The 20,013-nt window shown below is 72.3% G+C and carries 17 protein-coding genes and 1 pseudogene; 11 read left to right on the top strand and 7 right to left on the bottom strand.

The window, feature by feature from the left end; all coding sequences use genetic code 11:
* Positions 1-102 precede the first annotated feature (102 nt).
* From ACFVYL_RS27905 to ACFVYL_RS27895, 3 genes are all read left to right on the top strand, one after another.
* Positions 103-1,320: a sensor histidine kinase gene (locus tag ACFVYL_RS27905; protein WP_389720565.1), complete on the top strand. Its 1,218-nt coding sequence runs from the start codon at positions 103-105 to the stop codon at positions 1,318-1,320.
* Between the two features lie 14 nt (positions 1,321-1,334).
* Complete coding sequence (locus tag ACFVYL_RS27900; protein WP_389720562.1) at positions 1,335-1,997, top strand: response regulator; 663 nt, start codon at positions 1,335-1,337, stop codon at positions 1,995-1,997.
* A gap of 97 nt (positions 1,998-2,094) precedes the next feature.
* The gene (locus ACFVYL_RS27895; protein WP_389720559.1) at positions 2,095-3,252 is read left to right on the top strand and encodes an ROK family transcriptional regulator; all 1,158 of its coding nucleotides are present in this window, start codon (positions 2,095-2,097) and stop codon (positions 3,250-3,252) included.
* 115 nt (positions 3,253-3,367) lie between these two features.
* On the opposite strand, the gene ACFVYL_RS27890 is transcribed toward ACFVYL_RS27895, so the two are convergent.
* A complete protein-coding gene (locus ACFVYL_RS27890) occupies positions 3,368-4,129 on the bottom strand; it encodes a GntR family transcriptional regulator (RefSeq protein ID WP_389720556.1) in 762 nt (253 codons plus the stop codon).
* 307 nt (positions 4,130-4,436) lie between these two features.
* A complete protein-coding gene (locus ACFVYL_RS27885; protein ID WP_389720553.1) occupies positions 4,437-5,327 on the bottom strand; it encodes an RNA polymerase sigma-70 factor in 891 nt (296 codons plus the stop codon).
* Positions 5,328-5,496: 169 nt separating this feature from the next.
* Between ACFVYL_RS27885 and ACFVYL_RS27880 the strand changes: the two genes are divergently transcribed.
* Positions 5,497-6,324 carry an alpha/beta fold hydrolase gene (locus tag ACFVYL_RS27880; protein WP_389720551.1) on the top strand — a complete coding sequence of 276 codons (828 nt, stop codon included), beginning with the start codon at positions 5,497-5,499 and terminating at the stop codon, positions 6,322-6,324.
* A 39-nt stretch (positions 6,325-6,363) separates the two neighbouring features.
* Here ACFVYL_RS27880 and ACFVYL_RS27875 read toward each other — a convergent pair.
* Positions 6,364-7,200, bottom strand: a pseudogene (locus ACFVYL_RS27875) (EamA family transporter); the annotation flags it as partial.
* Positions 7,201-7,368: 168 nt separating this feature from the next.
* Here ACFVYL_RS27875 and ACFVYL_RS27870 point away from each other — a divergent pair.
* Positions 7,369-8,859, top strand: coding sequence for a PLP-dependent aminotransferase family protein (locus ACFVYL_RS27870; RefSeq protein WP_389720724.1), 1,491 nt, complete (start codon positions 7,369-7,371; stop codon positions 8,857-8,859).
* On the opposite strand, the gene ACFVYL_RS27865 is transcribed toward ACFVYL_RS27870, so the two are convergent.
* Complete coding sequence (locus tag ACFVYL_RS27865) at positions 8,817-9,227, bottom strand: VOC family protein (RefSeq protein ID WP_389720549.1); 411 nt, start codon at positions 9,225-9,227, stop codon at positions 8,817-8,819. The two genes, ACFVYL_RS27870 and ACFVYL_RS27865, sit on opposite strands and share 43 nt — an antisense overlap.
* Before the next feature lie 282 nt (positions 9,228-9,509).
* Between ACFVYL_RS27865 and ACFVYL_RS27860 the strand changes: the two genes are divergently transcribed.
* Positions 9,510-11,090 carry an alkaline phosphatase D family protein gene (locus ACFVYL_RS27860; protein ID WP_389720546.1) on the top strand — a complete coding sequence of 527 codons (1,581 nt, stop codon included), beginning with the start codon at positions 9,510-9,512 and terminating at the stop codon, positions 11,088-11,090.
* A gap of 96 nt (positions 11,091-11,186) precedes the next feature.
* Entirely contained in the window at positions 11,187-12,656 is a 1,470-nt protein-coding gene (locus ACFVYL_RS27855; protein WP_389720543.1) for a GNAT family N-acetyltransferase, read from the top strand.
* On the opposite strand, the gene ACFVYL_RS27850 is transcribed toward ACFVYL_RS27855, so the two are convergent.
* The gene (locus tag ACFVYL_RS27850; protein WP_389720541.1) at positions 12,583-13,869 is read right to left on the bottom strand and encodes a trans-sulfuration enzyme family protein; all 1,287 of its coding nucleotides are present in this window, start codon (positions 13,867-13,869) and stop codon (positions 12,583-12,585) included. The two genes, ACFVYL_RS27855 and ACFVYL_RS27850, sit on opposite strands and share 74 nt — an antisense overlap.
* A 60-nt stretch (positions 13,870-13,929) precedes the next feature.
* Here ACFVYL_RS27850 and ACFVYL_RS27845 point away from each other — a divergent pair, with 60 nt between their 5' ends.
* Together ACFVYL_RS27845 and ACFVYL_RS27840 are read left to right on the top strand one after the other, a co-directional pair.
* Positions 13,930-14,445: an Lrp/AsnC family transcriptional regulator gene (locus ACFVYL_RS27845; protein WP_389720539.1), complete on the top strand. Its 516-nt coding sequence runs from the start codon at positions 13,930-13,932 to the stop codon at positions 14,443-14,445.
* Positions 14,446-14,512: 67 nt separating this feature from the next.
* Complete coding sequence (locus ACFVYL_RS27840) at positions 14,513-16,231, top strand: DUF885 domain-containing protein (RefSeq protein WP_389720536.1); 1,719 nt, start codon at positions 14,513-14,515, stop codon at positions 16,229-16,231.
* A gap of 78 nt (positions 16,232-16,309) precedes the next feature.
* Here the strand turns inward: ACFVYL_RS27840 and ACFVYL_RS27835 are convergent, their stop codons facing one another.
* Entirely contained in the window at positions 16,310-16,879 is a 570-nt protein-coding gene (locus ACFVYL_RS27835; RefSeq protein WP_389720535.1) for a rhodanese-like domain-containing protein, read from the bottom strand.
* Between the two features lie 536 nt (positions 16,880-17,415).
* Between ACFVYL_RS27835 and ACFVYL_RS27830 the strand changes: the two genes are divergently transcribed.
* On the top strand, positions 17,416-18,153 hold the full coding sequence (locus ACFVYL_RS27830) for a S1 family peptidase (RefSeq protein WP_389720533.1): 738 nt from the start codon (positions 17,416-17,418) through the stop codon (positions 18,151-18,153).
* Between the two features lie 195 nt (positions 18,154-18,348).
* Positions 18,349-18,795, top strand: a complete 447-nt coding sequence (locus tag ACFVYL_RS27825; protein WP_389720531.1) for an Lrp/AsnC family transcriptional regulator — start codon at positions 18,349-18,351, stop codon at positions 18,793-18,795.
* A 69-nt stretch (positions 18,796-18,864) separates the two neighbouring features.
* On the opposite strand, the gene ACFVYL_RS27820 is transcribed toward ACFVYL_RS27825, so the two are convergent.
* Entirely contained in the window at positions 18,865-19,959 is a 1,095-nt protein-coding gene (locus tag ACFVYL_RS27820) for an alanine racemase (RefSeq protein WP_389720528.1), read from the bottom strand.
* Between the last annotated feature and the right edge of the window lie 54 nt (positions 19,960-20,013).

Below are 20,013 nucleotides of genomic sequence, written 5' to 3'. Positions count from 1 at the left end.
GCCTCGCCGCCGACCGCACCTCGGGTCTTCCCCCGCCCGGGGAGGGCTTCTCCCCCTCATGGGGGAGCCGTGCGCCGCGGTGTGCCTGGCACGATGAGCGGCATGCCCGCCTTCCTGAGCCCTCTCACGCGCGCCGTCACCTACACGCGGTGTCTGCACGCGCTCCTGGGCTCCGGAATCGCCTGGGTCTGCGCCTCCATCTATCCGGGGCTCTCCAGTCCGACGAGCACCGACTGGCTCCTCATTCTGGTCATCCCCGCCCCCTTGTTGGTGTCGGCCGCCCTGGTGCCCGCCATGCGGCGGGCCGAAGGGCTGCAGGCCCGGATGATGCTGTTTCCCGGTGCCCACGCGCGCGTGGAGGGCGCCGACGAGAGCGCGGTCATCTCCGTGGCGCCGTCGTCCTCGTGGCGGGACCGGGGCAGAACCGCGCTCTGGCTCGTGCTGCGGCTGGAGATCGGCTGCGCCCTGGTGCTGGCGACAGGGCAACTCATCGGTTCGGTCTTCCTGTTGCTGGGAGCGACCGACGCGCCCCCGGAGAGCGACGGGCTTGTCCTGCCCGCCCCCTCCGCCGACTGGCTCGCCCTGCCGCTGAGTCTGCTCCTCGTCCTCGCGGAGCTGGCGGTGATCGTCGGCGCCGGACATCTGATGGCCGCCGCGGCCCGCCGTCTCCTCGGCCCCTCCCCCGCCGAGCGGCTCGCCGTCCTGGAGGAGCGCACCGAGCAGCTCCTGGAGCGCAACCGCATCGCCCGGGAGCTGCACGACTCGATCGGCCACGCACTGACCGTCGCCGTCGTCCAGGCCGGTGCCGCACGCGCCGCCGCCGACCCGGAGTTCACCGACCGCGCCCTGGAGGCCGTGGAGGAAACAGGGCGGGCCGCGCTGGAGGACCTGGAGCGGGTCCTGCGCGTGCTGCGGGAGGACGGGCAGCCGACGAGCGGCCGACCCACGCTCGCGGACGCCGAGCGCCTCCTCGACTCCGCGCGCGCCTCGGGCGCGAAGGTCGACATCGACGTGACGGGCCCGGTGGAACAGGTGCCCGGCGCGGTCTCCCGCGAGGGCTACCGCATGCTCCAGGAGGCCCTGACGAACGTGCTGCGCCACTCGGGTCCGGTGCCGGTGCGGTTGCGCATCGCCGTCGGCGACGCCCGGCTCGTGATGAGCGTGCGCAACGCGCTGCCCCAGGCGTCGGCGGGTGTCACCGGGCGCGGCGGCAGCGGCCTGCGCGGCATCAGGGAGCGGGCCACGCTGCTCGGCGGGCGCGCCACCACGGGCCCGCTCGACGGTGAATGGCAGGTGCACGTCGAGCTGCCGCTCGGATGATCTACGCTGGCCGGATGCCGGTCACCGTGCTCCTCGTCGACGACGAGCCCCTCGTACGCGCGGGGCTGCGCGCCGTCCTGGAGGCACAGCCCGACATCCGGGTCGTCGGCGAGGCCGCGGACGGCGCCGCGGTGATCCCCCTCGTCCGCGAGCTGCGGCCGGACGTCGTCGCGATGGACGTCCGGATGCCGCTGCTCGACGGCATCGAGGCCACCCGCGCGGTGCTGCGCACGGTGCAGGACCCGCCGAAGATCCTGGTGGTGACGACTTTCGAGAACGACGAGTACGTGTACGAGGCGCTGCGCGCCGGCGCCGACGGCTTCCTGCTGAAGCGCGCCAGGCCCGCGGAGATCGTGCACGCCGTCCGCCTCGTCGCCGAGGGCGAGTCGCTCCTCTTTCCCGCCGCGGTGCGGCAGCTGGCGGGCGAGCACGGCAAGGAGCGGGGGAACGCGGAGGCGCGGGCCGCGCTGGGCCGGGCGGCGCTGACCGAGCGTGAGGCGGAGGTGCTGCGGCTGATGGCGCGTGGTCTGTCGAACGCGGAGATCGCGGCCCATCTGGTGGTCGGCACGGAGACCGTCAAGTCGCATGTGAGCGCCGTGCTGGCCAAGCTCGGGTCGCGCGACCGGACGCAGGCGGTCATCGTCGCGTACGAGTCCGGCTTCGTCTCGCCCGGATGACGGCCGTACGCAGGGCGGACAAGGGCCCGGCACTCGCCGCCGTACCGTGCGGCGAGTACGATCCGGCCATCATGCGCACGAGCTGGGAGGACGGACGTTGGGGCGGCTGACCGGCGGGGACCCCTCTCTGTTGCGACGTATCAACTCCGCGGTGGTGCTGCACGCGCTCCGTGCCGCGGACTTGGCGACGCTCACGGAGATCACCCGCGTGACCGGGCTCTCCCGGCCCACCGTCGAGGGGGTCGTCGAGGGGCTCACAGAGGCCGGGCTCGTGGTGGAGTCCGCGGCCGAGGACGGTGGCGCCCGCCGCCAGGGACGGCCCGCACGGAAGTTCCGCTTCCGGGCGGAGGCGGGTCATCTGCTCGGACTGGAGATCGGTCCGCACCGGGTGGCCGCCATGCTCTCGGACCTGGACGGCAAGGTGCTCGGCACGGCGTCGAAGGGCGTCTCCGAAGAGGCGTCCGCGGACGACCGGCTTGAGCGCCTGCGCACCGTGGTCGCCGATCTGCTGCGCCGCGCCGGGATCGCCCGCAGCTCCCTGCGCGCCGTGGGAGTGGGCAGCCCCGGCATCCTGGAGGCGGACGGCACGGTGCGGCTGAGCACGGCGCTGCCCGAGTGGACGGGGCTTCAGCTGGGTGAGCGGTTGCGCCGGTCGTTCAAGTGCCCGGTCCTGGTGGAGAACGACGCCAACGCGGCTGCCGTGGCCGAACACTGGAAGGGTGCGGCGGCCGACACCGACGACCTGGTGTTCGTCCTAGCGGGGCTGAGCCCGGGGGCCGGCTCGCTGATCGGCGGGCGGCTCCACCGGGGTTACGGCGGGGCGGCCGGTGAGATCGGCGCGCTGCATCTGCTGGGCCGGGAGGTCACTCCGGAGACGTTGCTCTCCACCACGGACCAGCCGCTGCACCCGCTGGACGAGCAGGCCGTCGCCGAGGTCTTCGCCCACGCCCGGGAGGGCGACGCACGGGCGCAGGCAGCCGTCGAGCGGTTCATCCAGCGGCTCGTGCACGACGTGGCCGCCCTCGTCCTCGCCCTCGATCCCGAACTGGTCGTCGTGGGCGGCTGGGCGGCGGGCCTGGACGGCGTCCTCGAACCACTGCACCGGGAGCTGGCCCGCTACTGCCTGCGGCCGCCGCGGGTCGCGCTGTCGGTGCTCGGCGAGACGGCGGTGTCGACCGGGGCGCTGCGGCTGGCGCTCGACCATGTCGAGGAGCAGTTGTTCGCCGTCGAGGGGACCGTCACCGCGCGGCAGTGAGGAGCAGCGGCTCCAGGATGCGGAAACACGGCGCGCCCGGCACATCTCGTGCCGGGCGCGTGGTGGTCCGGCCCGTGGGCGGCGCCGGTCCGCTGTCGGTCACCGTCAATCGCTGTCAGGAGGCGCGGCGCTCCGACTCGTGGTGTATCTCCACGCCACCGGCGTCGCCGAAGGTGAGCCTGCAGGTGTCGGCGCGGTAGGTGGCCACCGAAACCGCCGCCGTGCGGCCCTCGGCGAGGAAACGGGTCGTCACGACGAGTACGGGTGCGCCCGGGAGCCGGTCCAGGGCCCTGGCGTCGTCGGCGCGTGCGGAGCCGAGCTCGACCGCCCGGTCCTGGCCTTCGAGGCCGAGGCCGCCCAGCTCGCGCAGGACCACGCGCGCGCGGGCCGCGCCGGAGGGCGCGTCCATGCCGGTCAGCTCGGCGACCGACGAGGTGGGGACGTACAGCAGCTCGGTGGCGACGGGCTGTCCCTGTGAGACGCGGGTGCGGCGCACCACGTGCACCTGCTCGTCCGCGAGGGTCTCCAGCATGCGGGCCACGTCCGCCGGCGGGACCGCAGGAGCGCAGTCCGCGGGCTGCCAGGCGTCGCCGGCCTCACCGGGCCAGGTGCCCTGCGCGGAGCCGACGGCCACGCCCATCCGCGGCGGGGCGACCGTCGTGCCCACTCCGCGGCGGCGCTGCAGCCTGCCTTCGAGTTCGAGTTGCTCCAGTGCCTGCCGGAGCGTGGCGCGGGCGACACCGAACCGGGCGGCGAGATCACGCTCGTTCGGCAGGATCTCCCCCACCGCGAATTCGGAGTCGAGCGCCTCACTGAGCACGGTCTTCAGATGCCAGTACTTCGGCTCCGGCACCGTTTCGAGCTGCGTGGTCCCCACCCTAGTCCTCCGCAATCGCCGTGACCGACGGCGTTTAAGCGCCCTTGTTTATTAAAGGTTCCTGCACTATCTCTGCGACCATAGGCCTGCGCTCAACCTTGGTCAAGACCAATCCTCGTTCCGTTACAGCCCGCACAGGGACGATGCCACAGAGCATTCACGCGGAGTTCGCGCGGGGCCAAGCAGGCGTAATCGGCCATGCGTACGTGAACGGCCGACAAAGATCGCACGACGGAGCCCCCGCCCTGCCGGACGGGGGCTCCGCACCGCGCGAACGCGCCGCGGCGTGCGAGATGAGGCCGGAACCCTACCGGGCGAGCGCCGCGAGTTTGTCCGGATTCCGGACGATGTAGATGTGCTGGACGCGGCCGTCGACGGCGTCCAGCTGGAAGACGCTGTCGGGCTTGCCGTCGATGAGGATGTACGCGGAATCCGCGCCGTTCAGTTCGACGTAGCGGATCTCGACCTCGCCGGCGGTCCTGACCGCGGTGGCGGCGGTGCTGTACAGGAAGCGGCCCACCTTGTCGGCGCTCTCCAGGACGCGCAGTGGAGCCTTCGTCCTGCCGCCGGCGTCGCCGACCAGCCGGACGTCCGGCGCGAGGAGCGACATCAGCCCGTCCAGATCACCCTCGGTCGCCGCGGCAAGGAACCGCTCGGTCAGGTCGCGCCGCTCGGCCGGGTCCACCCGGTAGCGGGGCCGGCCCGCGTCGACGTGCCTGCGGGCCCGCCCGGCGAGCTGACGCACGGCGGCCTCGCCCCGGTCGAGGGTGAGCGCGATCTCGGCGTAGGGGAAGCCGAAGGCCTCGCGGAGCACGAACACGGCGCGCTCCAGAGGCGAGAGGGACTCCAGGACCACGAGGACGGCGAGGGAGACGGACTCGGCGAGGACGGCCCGCTCCGCGGTGTCAGGGACGGTCGGCCCGAACTCGGTGACGCAGGGCTCGGGGAGCCATGGCCCCACGTACGCCTCACGGCGGGACTGCAGGTGGCGCAGGCGGTCGACGGCGAGCCGGGTCGTGATGCGCACCAAGTAGGCGCGCGGTTCGCGCACTTGGGTGTGGTCGGACGCCGACCAGCGCAGCCAGGCCTCCTGGACGACGTCCTCCGCGTCGGCCACGCGGCCGAGCATGCGGTAGGCGACCCCCATCAGGACTGAACGGTGCTCTTCGAAGACGTCGGTCACGCTGTCGGTAGCCACTCTCTTATCCCAGCCCCCCGGACAGCGCGTGTCCAGGTCACTCCGCCCTCTTGAACTGAAGCCTACTGAGCGGTAATTGTTGCTGACAGCACGTCTAACGCATGTGCCCCGTCGCATGAGCCCCGTGGAATGCGAGAGGCCGTCTCCCGACGGCAGGACAGGAGCAGTCATGGCCGAGGTGTCCTTCAGCGTGCCGTCGCCCGGCGGCCCCGGCACCGTGACGATCTCCTACGAACGGGTGGGGTCCGGCGAGCCGTTGCTGCTGCTGCACGGCATCGGCCACCACCGGCAGGCCTGGGACCCGGTGCTCGAGATCCTGGCCGCCGAACACGATGTGATAGCCGTCGACCTGCCGGGCTTCGGCCGCTCGCCCGCGCTGCCGGACGGACTGCGGCACGACCTCTCCACGGTCGTACCGGCCCTCGGTGCGCTCTGCGAAGCGCTGGGGACGGAGCGCCCGCACGTGGCGGGCAACTCCCTGGGCGGACTGCTCGCCCTGGAACTGGGCCGCGAGAAGCTGGTCCGCTCGGTCACCGCGCTGTCCCCCGGCGGCTTCTGGTCGCCCGCGGAGCAGCGGTACGCGTTCGCCACCCTCCTCGCGATGCGGCAAGGCGCGCGTCTGCTGCCGCTGCCCGCGATAGAGCGGCTGTCCGGCAGCGCAGCGGGACGCTTCGCGCTCACGAGCACCATCTACGCCCGCCCGTGGCGCCGTTCACCGGAGGCCGTCGTCGCTGAGACGCTCGCGCTGCGGAACGCCACGGCCTTCGACGCGACGCTGGCCGCCGGGCGCTACCTCACCTTCCAGGACGACGTGCCGGATCTGCCGGTCACCGTCGCCTGGGGCACTCGGGACCGACTGCTCCTGCGCCGCCAGGGAATCCGCGCCAAGCACGCCATCCCCGGCGCACGCCTGGTCCGGCTCCCCGGCTGCGGGCACGTCCCGATGAACGACGACCCGGCGCTCGTCGCCCGCGTCATCCTCGACACCTGCCGCTGACCGGCGCCGGACGAGGACGCCGGACCCCAGCGCCACCCCGGCACCGACGAGCGCGCTGCCGACGGCCTGGGGTGCCCCGTACGTACCCGTCCCGGCCAGTGGGGCGGTACAGGCCGCCGCGACCGGGATGAGGCCGGAGAAGAGCGTGGCCCGCTCGGCGCCGATGCGCTGCAGCCCCGTGTACCAGAGCACGAAACCGACGACGGTGACGATGACCGTCTGCCACAACAGGGCGACGCTTTCGGAGCGGTCGGGCCACCGCACGAAACCGGCGCCGTCGAGGGCGACCCCGAGGACCGCCGATTCCACGGCGGCCACGGCGCACACGGTGGCCGCGAGCAGCCGGGGGCCGAGGGGGCGCAGCACGGGCACGGCGAGCACCGCGAAGCCGACCTCGCCCGCGAGCGCGCCCACCGAGTAGAGCAGGCCGGGTACGTCCGTGCGGCCCCAGCCCTGCACGACGAACGCACCGGCGGCCACCAGGAGCGCGCCGTGCAGGACGCCCCTTTGGGGAGTGCGCCGTTCGAGAAGCGGCACAAGGAGAGCGACGACGACCGGGGCGCATCCTACGAAGACACCCGGTACGGCAGGTTCCGCTGATCGTTCCGCGGCGAGGATCGCCATGTTGAAGCCGACCATCCCCACCGCCGCGAGCAGTGCGAGCCGTCCCCACTGGAGTGGGCGCAGCCCGCGCAGCGCGGCGGTGCCGCCCTTGCCGAGCCAGGGCAGCAGGAGCAGACAGGCCAATCCGTAGCGGACGAACTGGCCGCCCGTGTACGGGTAGTCGCCCAGCAGGCTGTTGGCGGTGAAGGAGCCGCCGACGAGAAGACAGGCGAGGCCCGCGAGGAGCGCTCCGCGTGAGGAGTCCGTGTTCATGCCCCGACGCTATGAAGCCGGGCGGCCCCCATTAAGGTCCACTTTCGCGGCCTGTTCGGGGACCACTTCACCAACGGCCCACACCTGGTCCGCCGCCGCCCGGCACGCGGCCGTCCGCCCGCACCCGAGCCACCGACCGCCCGCAACCGACCGAAGAGGTGCATCGCGCTGACGTCACAGAGCGCCGCCGACCGCGCGCGGTGGACCGCCGCCTGGGAACTTCTCCTGCCGGCCGCGGCCGCCCCCGCGCGCAGCCGTGGCCGCAGCCTGCGGTCGGCCCTTCGCGAGGCCGTCCGGTCGGGGCGGCTCACGGCGGGCACCCGCCTGCCCTCCAGCCGCGAACTCGCCGCCGACCTCGGCGTCTCGCGCGGTCTGGTCACGGAGACGTACGAGCAGCTGACGGCGGAGGGGTATCTGCGCAGCGACCGGGGCTCGGGGACCTGGGTGGGGGACGCGGCGCGGGCGGCCGTCCCGGCGGTGCGTGATCTCGCGCCCCGCGACGGCCACGCGCGCGTGGACTTCCTTCCCGGCGTCCCCGACCTGTCGCTGTTCCCCCGCTCGGCGTGGGCCGCGGCCCACCGCCAGGTGCTCGCCGAGCTGCCGCACCACATGCTGGGCTACCCGGACCCGCGCGGGCTGCCGAGGCTGCGTACGGTCCTCGCCGACCTGCTGGCGCGGCGCCGCGGGGTGGTCGCCGATCCGGAGCGCGTGATCGTCTGCTCCGGCGTGGCCCAGGCGATGACGCTCCTTGCGCTGGTGCTCCGCGCGCGGGGGCACACCGCGATCGGGGTCGAGGACCCCGGGAGCCCCGAGCACGCGACGCTGCTCGCCGCCGCGGGGATCACCCCGGTGGGCATTCTGGTCGACGACGAAGGCGCGGACCCCGGTGCGCTGCGGGACCGGGGCGTGCGCGCCGTCGTCACCACGCCCGCTCACCAATTCCCGTCCGGAATCGCCTACTCGGCGCGGCGGCGCGCCGAACTCCTGGACTGGGCACGGTCCGTCGGCGGCCTGGTCGTCGAGGACGACTACGACGGGGACTTCCGCTACGACCGCGCCCCGGTGGGCGCCCTGCAGGGGCTCGACCCCGAACACGTCGCGTACACCGGCTCGGTCAGCAAATCGCTCGCTCCGGGGCTGCGCCTGGGCTGGCTCCTTGTGCCGGAGGACCTCGCCGGGGAGGTCGTCGAACGCAAGCGCGTGATGGACCTGGGCAATCCGGCCCTGGACCAGGAGCTCCTGGCCCGCTTCGTCGAACGCGGCGGCTACGACCGGCAGCTGCGCCGCTGCCAGCGCGCCTACCGGGAGCGCAGAGACGCTCTGGTCACAGCCCTGGACGAGGGTTTCCCCGGCGTGCGGGTCACCGGGATCGCGGCCGGTCTGCACGTCATCGCCCGGCTGCCCGACCGCTGGGGACCGCAGGATGTCTTCCTGGCAAGGGCCTCGGCGGCGGGCGTCGCGGTCCGGCCGCTGAGCGACTACGAGGCGTCACGGCACCCCGGGACAACAGCGGACCGACGTGTCGCGGAGGGAGACGGAGTGTGTCTGGTCCTCGGCTACGCACATCTGCCGCCGGCCCGGATCTCCGACGGGGTGCGCCTGCTCGCCCGATCGGTTCAGGAATTGGACCACGCGCGCTTGCAGAGCACCAGGCGGTAGCCGTCCGGGTCCTCGACGGTCACACCCCATTCGTTCCAATAGGGGTTGGGGGACAGGACCCGCTTCCCGCCGTGCTCCTCGAGCCGCGCCACGAGCTCGTCGGGCACCTCTTCGTCGAGGTAGACGACGAGCAGGTCCTCCTCGGTGGGGCTCGGCCGGACGGCGGCTCCCGCCTCCTGGACGAGTTCGAGGTGCCAGGACGCGTCGGTCCAGCCGACCATGAGCAGGTCGTGCTCGCCGGGGACGCCGTGGCTCTGTGCCCGGTACAGGACGCTCAGGCCGAGCCCGGCGACCCAGAACCGCTCGGCGGCCGCCAGATCGCGGGACGGACGGGCTACGCGGATGTGGCTCTGGCCGTCGGCCGGCATGGAACTCCCCCTTCGGTGCGGCACGCCGGGTGACGTGCACTGGTCCGAAGCGTAGACAGTGGGGGATCTTGCGGCCATCGGTCGCAGGACCCCGGCCATCGGTCCCGAAGTCGTACGACCCGGGACCGGGGCCCCGTCCCCGGCGCGGTAGGTGACGGTCCCCGCGCGGCGGTTCCCCTGCGCCCGCCACGAGTTGTTCACTTGTGCTTCGCGTGGGCGCTGTGGCGCGGTACCAGCCGGGCGCCCGCACACTGGTCGCACCCGTCAACTGGAGGCGCATTCATGTCGCAACGTCAGCCGAGCCCGTCCCCCCGTCGCCGCAGCGTGCTGCGCGGATCGCTCGCCGTACCGGCGGCGCTCGCCGTGCCCGCGTCGGCCGGGGCGGCTCCTTCGCTCGCCCTTTCGGGACGCCCGAAGGCCGGGTGGGGCGTGCAGGCCGGGGACGTGAGCGCGCACTCGGGGCTCGTGTGGGTCCGGTCGGACCGGCCGGCCCGGATGGTCGTGGAGACGTCGGCCACCGAGTCGTTCCGCAACCCCCGCCGCTGGCAGGGCCCGTTGCTCGGACCGGACACGGACTTCACCGGGACGACCCGGCTGCGCGGCCTGCCCGCCGGTGAGCAGATCCACTACCGGGTGCTGCTCGCCGACCCCGAAGACCCGCGGCGGACGGGCAAGCCGGTCGGCGGGACCTTCCGTACGACGCCACGGGGCCGCAGGCAGGACGTGCGCTTCCTGTGGTCGGGCGACATCGCGGGCCAGGGCTGGGGCATCAACCCCGACCGCGGCGGCTACCGCGTCTTCGAGGAGATGCGCCGGCGGGACCCGGACTTCTTCCTGTGCAGCGGCGACAACATCTACGCCGACGGCCCCATCCTGCCCAGCGTCACACTCCCCGACGGCACGGTGTGGCGGAACGTGACGACCGAGGAGAAGTCCAAGGTCGCCGAGTCCCTGGCGGAGTTCCGGGGCGCCTTCCGCTACAACCTGCTCGACGAGAACCTGCGGCGGTTCAACGCGCAGGTCCCGTCGATCGTGCAGTGGGACGACCACGAGGTGCACAACAACTGGTACCCGGGGCAGATCCTGGACGACGCGCGGTACACGGAGAAGAACACGGACGTCCTCGCGGGCCGCTCGCTGCGCGCGTTCAGCGAGTACTTCCCCGTCTCCACGCTGGCGCCGGGCGACGAGGACGGCCGGGTGTACCGGGTGCTGCGGCACGGTCCGCTCCTGGACGTGTTCGTCCTCGACATGCGCTCGTACCGCAACGCCAACTCGCCGGGCAGACAGACCGACGACGCCACCGGCATCCTCGGCGCCCGCCAGCTGGCCTGGCTCAAGCGGGAACTGTCCCGCTCCCGGGCGGTGTGGAAGGTCATCGCCTCCGACATGCCGCTGGGCATCGTGGTCCCGGACGGCAGGGTGAACTTCGAGGCCGTCGCGCAGGGCGATCCCGGGGCCCCGCTCGGCCGCGAGCTGCAGATCGCCGAACTCCTGCGGCACATCAAGCACGGCAGGATCACGGGCACGCTGTGGCTGACCGCCGACGTCCACTACACCTCGGCGCAGCACTACGATCCCTCGCGTGCGGCGTTCAAGGACTTCGCGCCGTTCTGGGAGTTCGTGTCCGGGCCGCTGGCCGCCGGCGGCTTCCCCGCGACGAAGCTCGACGGGACCTTCGGCCCCGAGCAGAAGTTCCTCAAGGCTCCGGGCCGGGCGAACACCTCACCGGCCGAGACCCCGCAGTACTTCGGCGAGATCGACATCGACGGCGGCAGCGGTGAGCTGACGGTGCGGCTGCGGCAGGAGGGCGGCGGAGTGCTGTTCACCCAGGTGCTGCAGCCGGGCCGGGTGGGACAGTAGCGCGGGCAAATCGCCGCCAAAGGTTCAGATGACCTCTTTACCCATCAGTCACAGGGCGTTCTCGATCACGCAACACCGGTCCAGCAGAGTGGCCGTATGAGAGCTGACGCATCTGATGTGACACGGACCAAGCACGGGCGCCCCGTTCATCAGTGGCGGCGCGACGTGGTGGAACTGGCGGCCCTGTTCACCGCCGTGGCGGTGGCCGACGCGGTGGCGAACATGGTGGGGCACGGGCCGGACGGCCCGGTCCTCCTCGCGATGTCGGCCGTGGCGCTCATCGCCACGGCCGGCTTCCACACGTGGTGGGCCCGGCGCCACAACCACGCCCCACCGACAGCGCACCATACCGGCGCCCGGCCATCCGCGGACGCGGAGCAGGCCGGGCCCGCGGCGGCCGTCGCCGTCGACCGCACACCGCAGACGGGCGGGACCACGCTCTGGCGGATGCGGACGACGGTGCGGGACGAGCCGGGGTCGCTCGCCGCGCTGTGCGTGACGCTCGCCGAGCAGGGCGTGGACATCCTCAGCCTGCAGGCGCACCCGCTGGCCGAGGGCACCGTCGACGAGTTCCTGCTGCGTGCGCCCACCGAGCTGGCCGGCGCCGGGATCAGCCGGTCGATCGCCCGGTCCGGCGGCTCCGGGACCTGGATCGAGCGCGCCGACGCCCACGATCTGGTCGACGCCCCCACCCGCATCCTCGGCCTGGCCACCCGCACCGCCCTCGACGCAGCCGAACTCCCGCTGGCATTGCGGCAGTTGCTGGGACGCTGCACCATCCGTTCGCTGCCCGCGCCGTCGAGGTCCGGGCCCCGCGGGGTCGGGGCCGCACAGGGCGCTCCGGTCGAGGGCGTACTCGAAGGGACGGTGCTGCGCCTGGAGGGGCCCGAGGGCGAGGTCATCACCGTGGAGCGGCCCTATCTGCCCTTCACGCCCACGGAGTTCGCCCGCGCACGGGCCCTGGTGGAGCTGGACACGCGGCTCGGCCCGCGCATCCCGCGCAGCCAGGACGTCCTGACCCTCCCGGAGGGCAACTCCATCACTGTCCGGCGCGCCGGCACGGCCGACATCGAGGCCGCCAAGGCCATGCACGAGCGGTGCTCCACGCGCACCCTGGACATGCGCTACCACGGCCCGGTGCACGACGCCGACCGCTACCTCAACCACCTGCTCAGCCCCCGGTTCGGCCGCACGCTCGCGGTACGGACCGCGTCCGGGCGGATCGTCGGCCTCGGCCATCTTCTCTGGGACGGCGACGAGACCGAGATCGCGCTGCTCGTCGAGGACGAGTGGCAACGCCGCGGCATCGGCGGCCAACTGCTCGGCCGCCTGGTGTCGATGGCGGTCGAGGCGGGCTGCGAGAGCGTGTACGCGGTGACGCAGGCGTCCAACACCGGCATGGTGGCCGCGATGCGCGGGCTCGGCCTGCCGCTCGACTACCAGATCGAGGAGGGCACGCTGGTGATCACGGCCCGCCTGGAGGCGACCCCGGTCAGCTCGCGGCTGCCGTACGACCACGCGCAGCGCCCCGACGGCCGTGCCGAGCACCAGCGGGCGGGGCACTGAGCGTTTCCGCGACGGGCTCGGCGCCGGTGGCGGCGTCCCGGGCCGGGCCGAGGGCCCGGTCCAGGTCGTGCCACAGGTCCTCGACGTCCTCAAGGCCGCAGGACATGCGCAGCAAGCGGTCGCCGACTCCGGACGAGCGCCGGTCCTCGGCGTCCACCACACGGTGGCTGATGGACGCGGGGTGCTGGATGAGGGAGTCGACGCTGCCGAGGCTCACCGCCGGGGTGATGAGGCGTACGCGGGCGATCACCTCGTGCGGGTCGCCGTGCACCTCGAAGGCGACCATGGCACCGCCCAGGCGCGGGTAGTGCACGCGGTCGATCCGCGGGTCGTCGGCGAGGCGGCGCGCCAGTTCCGCCGCGGTGGCCGAGGCCGCCCGCACCCGGACCGGCAGCGTCGACAGGCCGCGCAGCAGCAGATATCCGGCGAGCGGATGCAGCACGCCACCAGTGGCGAACCGCACCTGCCGAAGGCCCCGCGCGAACTCCTCGTCGCAGGCGACGACACCGCCGAGGACGTCCCCGTGCCCGCCCAGGTACTTCGTGGCGCTGTGCAGGACCAGGCGGGCGCCGCTCTCGGCAGGCCGCTGCAGCACCGGGGTCGCGAAGGTGTTGTCCGCGAGCAGCGGCACCGTACCGCAGGCGCGGGCCACCTCGGCCAGGTCGAGCTCGGCGAGGGTGGGGTTGGCGGGCGTCTCGACCATCACCAGGCCGGTCTCCGGACGGATCGCACCGGCGATGCCGTCCGGATCCACCCAGGTCACCTCGGTGCCGACAAGCCCTGCGGTGAGCAGGTGGTCGCTGCAGCCGTACAGCGGCCGGACGGCGACGACGTGGCGCATGCGGGCCGCGCCCCGCATGAGGAGCACCGCGGTCAGCGCCGCCATGCCGCTCGCGAACGCGACCGCGCTCTCGGTCCCTTCGAGCTTGGCCAGGGCGGTCTCGAAGCGTGCGACGGTCGGGTTGCCGAGGCGCCCATAGACCGGCGGTCCTTCGTCGACAACGCCGTCAGCGGCGAAGGCGTCGATGCGGGCGGCCTCGGCCCGGCTGTCGCGGGAGGGGTAGGTCGTGGAGAGGTCGATCGGCGGGGCATGCAGGCCCATTTCGGCCAGATCGTCCCGCCCCGCGTGCACGGCCTCGGTGGCCAGGGCGCGCTGGGGTGACACGGTGCCGACGGAGGGCTCGTGGGGGGCTGTTCCGGTGTTCGCTTCCATGCACCACAGGCTGAACATCCGCCGGGGCGACGTCCCCGAATGCCGTGCTACGTTCGGCCGATGGCCGATTCTGTCGCTCTGGACCCGGTGGACCTCCACATATTGCGGCTGCTGCAGAACGACGCCCGGACCACCTACCGCGACCTCGCGGCGCAGGTCGGGGTCGCGCCGTCGACGTGTCTCGACCGGGTGACGCGGCTGCGGCGTTCGGGAGTGATTCTCGGACATCAGCTGCGGCTCGACCCGGCGAAGCTCGGCCGTGGGCTCGAAGCGCTGCTCTCCGTACAGGTCCGGCCGCACCGGCGGGATCTCGTGGGTCCTTTCGTGGAGCGCGTCAGGGCGCTTCCCGAGTCCCTGTCCCTCTTCCACCTCACGGGGCCCGAGGACTTCCTGGTGCACGTGGCGGTGGCAGGACCGGCGGATCTTCAGCGGCTCGTCCTCGACGAGTTCACCGCGCGACGCGAAGTGGCGCGCGTGGAGACCCGGTTGATCTTCCAACAGTGGGCGTGCGGTCCGCTGCTGCCGCCCGACGCGGCCGCCGAGGGGCCGCCGGACGCATCCGAGGAATCATGGTGACGCCGACCGCTGACTCGTACGAAGAATCCTGGTGACGCCGACCGCTCACCCGTACGAGGATGTCCGCATGTCAGCCACGAAGAACCCGCAGCCGGACACCGGCCCCCTGCCCCGCGACGTCGCCGACGCCTTCGTCGACGAACTCGTCGCCCTCAACCCCATCACGGGCACCTACCTCGGCGTGAAGGAGAGCCACAGCAAGCTCCCCGACGCCTCCCCCGAGGGCCAGGAAGCCCTGGCGCGGCTGGCGCGCACGACACTGGCCCGGCTGGACGAGGCGGAGCGCAGGCCCGGCGCGGACAGCGAGATGGAGCGTCGCTGCGGGCGGCTGCTGCGGGAACGGCTCACCGCGCGCCTCGCCGTGCACGAGGCCGACGAAGGGCTGCGCGCCGTCGGTAATCTGCGCACGATCCCGCATCAGGTGCGGGGAGTCTTCAACGTGACCCCAATGGAGACGGACGAGGACTGGGCGGCGATCGCCGAGCGGCTGCGCGCCGTGCCGGCCTCGCTGGAGGGCTACCGCGCATCGCTCGAACTCGGCCTGGAGCGCAAGCTGTTCGGCCCGCCGCGTCCGACTGCCACGTTCATCGGGCAGCTGAACGAGTGGGCGGGCGAGGCAGGGGGCGAGGCGGACGGGCGCGGCTGGTTCGAGGACTTCGCGTCCGCCGGACCGGAGGCGCTGCGCGCCGAACTGGACGCCGCGGCGCTGGGCGCCACCGCGTCCGTGGTCGCCCTGCGCGACTGGATGCGGGACGTCTACGCGCCGGCGATCGAGGGCGCCCCCGACATCGTGGGCCGCGAGCGCTACGCCCGCCTCTCCCGCGAGTGCAACGGCGCCGATCTGGACCTGGACGAGGCGTACGCGTACGGCTGGTCGGAGTTCCACCGGCTGCTCGCCGAGATGAAGGACGAGGCCGAGAAGATCCTGCCCGGTGCGGCCACGCCGTGGGTGGCGCTCGCGCACCTGGACGAGCACGGGGCCCACATCGAGGGCGTGGACGAGGTCCGCGTCTGGCTGCAGGAGCTGATGGACGAGGCGATCGACGCGCTGCACGGGACGCACTTCGAACTCGCCGACCGGGTACGGAAGGTGGAGTCGCACATCGCCCCGCCCGGCACGGCGGCCGCCCCCTACTACACGGGTCCCTCGGAGGACTTCTCACGCCCCGGCCGCACCTGGCTGCCGACGATGGGCGACACCCGTTTCCCGGTCTACGACCTCGTCTCCACCTGGTACCACGAGGGCGTGCCGGGCCATCACCTGCAGCTCGCCCAGTGGGCACACGTCGCGGAGAACCTCTCCCGCTACCAGGCGACCGTCGGCCTCGTCAACGCCAACGTAGAGGGCTGGGCGCTGTACGCGGAGCGGCTCATGGACGAGCTCGGCTTCCTCACGGACCCGGAGCGCAGGCTCGGCTATCTCGACGCCCAGATGATGCGCGCGCTGCGCGTCATCATCGACATCGGCATGCACCTGGAACTGGAGATCCCCGCGGACTCGCCCTTCCACCCGGGCGAGCGCTGGACCCCCGACCTTGCCCAGGAGTTCTACGACGCGCACTGCAGCAGGCCCACGGAGTACGTGGCCAGCGAGATGACGCGCTATCTGACCATCCCCGGCCAGGCCATCGGCTACAAGCTGGGCGAGCGCGCCTGGCTGCTCGGCCGGGACAACGCGCGGCGACGCCACGGCGCCGACTTCGACGCCAAGGCGTGGCACATGGCCGCCCTGTCGCAGGGCTCGCTGGGCCTGGACGACCTGGTGGACGAGCTCTCGAAGCTCTGAGAGAACGGGCGCCGAGCGTGCGCGCCGGGCGGCGGGGCGGGGGCGGGGGTTCAACGACAGGCTCTCAACCGCACCCCGTCAGCATCCGCAGTCCTCCGCGTCGACCGGCGCCGTGAGGGCGTCGGGGGTGCGCCGTTCGCGGCCCTCCCACGTCTCGAACTCGAAACCCTCGCGCGCCCAGTACTCGAAGCCGCCGAGCATCTCCTTTACCTGGAAGCCGAGTTGGGCGAAGGCGAGGGCCGCGCGGGTCGCGCCGTTGCAGCCTGGGCCCCAGCAATAGGTGACCACAGGCACCGCCTTGTCCAGCAGCGCTTCGGCCTGTTCGGGGATCAGGGCGGTGGGCAGGTGGACCGCGCCGGGGATGTGGCCCTGGTCCCAGGACGCGGTGGAGCGGGTGTCGACCACGACGAAGCCGGGGTCGCCTTCGGCGGCGAGCGCGGACGCCACGTCGGAGACGTCGGCGTGGAAGGTGAGGCTCGCCCCGAAGTACGCGGCGGCCGCGGCGGGTGAGGCAGGCGGGACCCTCAGGACGGGGCTCGCGATCAGCTGCGCGTTCGCGTTCTTCACGTCATCCAGGTTCTTCCCGTCCTTCACCCCATCCATGCTCTTCTCGTCATCCAGGTTCTTCACGTCGGTGATGTTGTTCATGGCGAGAAATCTACGGGTGGCGGCCTGAAGCCTGAACGGATGATCCCCGGCGTCTCGTTGACCTCACCGTCGAAATCCCGGCGGGTGACGGCAGAGGGCAGGCAATCGGCGGTGACCCCATGCGTCAGCCGCGTAGGGCGGTTGCCGGGAGGATCTTGCGCCTGCCGTTCATCCGCCCCGACGGCACTGGTCCAGACCAGATCCGTTTCATCATGCAGCCACCAGCAAGCTCACACAGGTGGCCCGCAGGCCCAGCATCGGCGGTTCACGCTACGAGGCGCCGCCTCCCGCCCACCCCACGCGCCAGCCGGAACGGCGTCATTCGGTCAGCGAATCCACCACGGACGGGCCAGAGTTGGCGGAGGATTCGGCAGCCGACCCCTTGCGCCACCACTGCCGCCTCTGCCAGATTCACCCCAGCCAGAGATGGCATGCCCGCGACAGGAGATACCCGCCTCCCGTTCGGGCAGTGCTGCATACCTATGCAGCTCCGTCCTCATCCAGGACGTTCCATTCCCCACATAATGGAGACGAACGTGCGAATATCCAGACTCGTCCCCGCGCTCGCGGCCACCGCAGTCGCCGTTCTCGGGCTCGCCCCCACGGCAGCGGCCCAGATCGCGGCGAGCGCGGGCGCACCCACGGTGGCGTCCGTCAACTCCCCCCGGCCGATCATCGGCGGTGGCTACGCCAGCAACGCACCCTGGGCGGCCCGGCTCTTCTCCAACGGCCGGCAGACCTGCAGCGCCACGATCATCGCCCCGACCTGGATCCTCACCGCGAAGCACTGCGTGAGCGGCGGCGGCCTCTCGTTCCGCATCGGCAGCCTCGACCAGACGTCCGGCGGCACCGTGGCCAACGGCGTCGGCGTCCAGAGCCACCCGAGCGCGGACCTCTCCCTCGTCCGTCTCGACCGCTCCGTGTCGGGCACCTACGCACGCCTCGGCTCGCCGGGCTCCGTGACGGTGGGCCAGACCGTGCAGGTATACGGCTGGGGCGCGACGTCCCAGTGCGGTCAGGAGATCAACTGCCAGTCCCGGCTCCTCAAGGTCGCCAACGTCGTCGTCACCGGCGGCTGCCGCGACGCCTACCAGGGACAGGCCATCTGCGCCCGGCGCGGCGACGGCATCACCGCGGGCGGCGACTCGGGCGGCCCGATGATGGGCAACGGCGCGCAGGTCGGCGTCGCCTCCACCAGTGACCGCCAGACCACCACCGCGTACACGAACGTGACGGCGTACCGCTCCTGGATCCAGAGCATCGCCGGCGTCTGACGGAGCGTCGGGGCCGTTCGGGCCGTCCGGACGGGACAGCCCGCTCTGCCCGCGCGTACTCGTCGGAGCAGGTCATCACCGACGAGTACGCGCACCTCCCGGCGCGCCGCCGACGGCGGGATCGCCCGCCGCCTCGTGCGTTCTTCCCCGGCCCCCCTCTTGATCGGCCGGGGTTTTCCCTGTTACCTCTCGGTCATGACCGGTTATTCCACGGACGCCACCGACTGGCGCATACTCGATGTCCTCCAGCGCGAGGGCCGCGCCAGCTACGCCGAACTGGCGCGCGCCGTCTCGATGTCCGCGAGCGCCGTCACCGAGCGCGTGCGGCGCCTGGAGGAGGCGGGCGTCATCCAGGGGTACGCGGCGGTGATCGACCCGGAACGGCTCGGCCTGCCCATCCTGGCCTTCGTCCGCCTGAGGTACCCCAACGGCAACTACAAACCCTTCCACGACCTGGTCGACGCGACCCCCGAGATCCTTGAGGCGCACCATGTCACGGGCGACGACTGCTTCGTCATCAAGGTCACCGCACGCTCGATGCAGCACCTCGAAGAGGTCTCCGGAAAGATCGGCGCGCTGGGGTCGGTGACGACAAGTGTCGTCTACTCCTCTCCTCTGCCGCGCCGCCCACTCGGACGCTGAGTTCGCGCACGGGACCATCTGCTGTCCGCCCCGTCGCCGGTCTCCGTCCGGCGTCCCTGAAACAATCTCTCAGGTATTGGCACCTCGCGCCGCTGTCTGCCAGCGGTCGATCACCTCGCCATCTCGGACGACCAGCAGCTCATCGGCGAGATTCACCGGCGTGCAGACGTGGTTGGGGACGACGGCAACCACCGACCCGAGGCTCGGTCCCCGCACCCCTTCCGGAATCCGGACAACGGCGTGGTGCTCCCACAACCCAGTGATGCTTCCCTGCGGAAACTGGGGAAGGTAGCCGTGGCCCGTGACCCAGGACGACCGGTCGGAGCCGAGGACCTTGCTACCGATATCCAGCACAAAACGGTCCGGGGCGGGCACGCTGATGACCGTCGCCGCGGCGACCAACGCCAGATCCTCCATCCCACAGGTGCCGATGGCCAGCTGGGTGGCGTCGTTGAAGACATAGACACCGGGCCGCAACTCGTTGACCGCGCCCGGCTGCCACCACCCCACCGTCGGAGTCGATCCGCCGCTGACCACGCGGATGTCGAGCCCAAGGTCCCGCAGCACCTGTGCGGCCTCTCCCAGCGTGCGTTCCTCGTCCCGCGCGGCGCGTTCGCGTGCCTGCGCGTCGTGCCCATATCCGTGTCCCGGGAACGTGAACAGGCCGACGACATCCAGTCCCGCGTCGGCAGCCGCCTTCCCGACCTCACCAGCAGCGTGAGGCTGCACCCCGGTCCGGTGGCTCCCACTGTCGACCTCGACGAGCACCTCGACCGGCCGGGCACTGCCGCGCACGGCGTTCCCCAGCCGCTGCGCGCCTTCGACCGACTCGACGCCGACTCTCAGGGCAACGTCGTCCGCCAACCGGCGCAGCCGCTGCGCTTTACCGGCATCAAGCCAGACGGGGTAAGCGATGAACAGGTCATCCACGCCGGCCCGGGCGAATGCCTCAGCCTCGCTGATCGTGGCCACCGACAGCCCGCGCGCTCCGGCCCGAAGCTGACGGTCGGCGATCTGCCCGCACTTGTGGGCTTTGGCATGCGGCCGCAGGGCGAACCCTTGGGACCGCGAAGTCTCAGCCAGCCGCGAGATGTTGTTGTCCAACACCTCCAGATCGACCACGAGCGCCGGCGTAGCCAGCCCATCCGGCAGCGGTATCGCCATCTCTTGCCTCCCACCATGGAACACGTCGAGATGATCATGGCAGGTCGGTGGCCC

The organism is Streptomyces sp. NPDC058308, assembly GCF_042880275.1.
In the GTDB taxonomy this organism is placed as follows: Bacteria; Actinomycetota; Actinomycetes; order Streptomycetales; family Streptomycetaceae; genus Streptomyces.
Note: the sequence above shows the minus strand (reverse complement) of the source record. Positions and strands in the feature narration are given on the sequence as shown.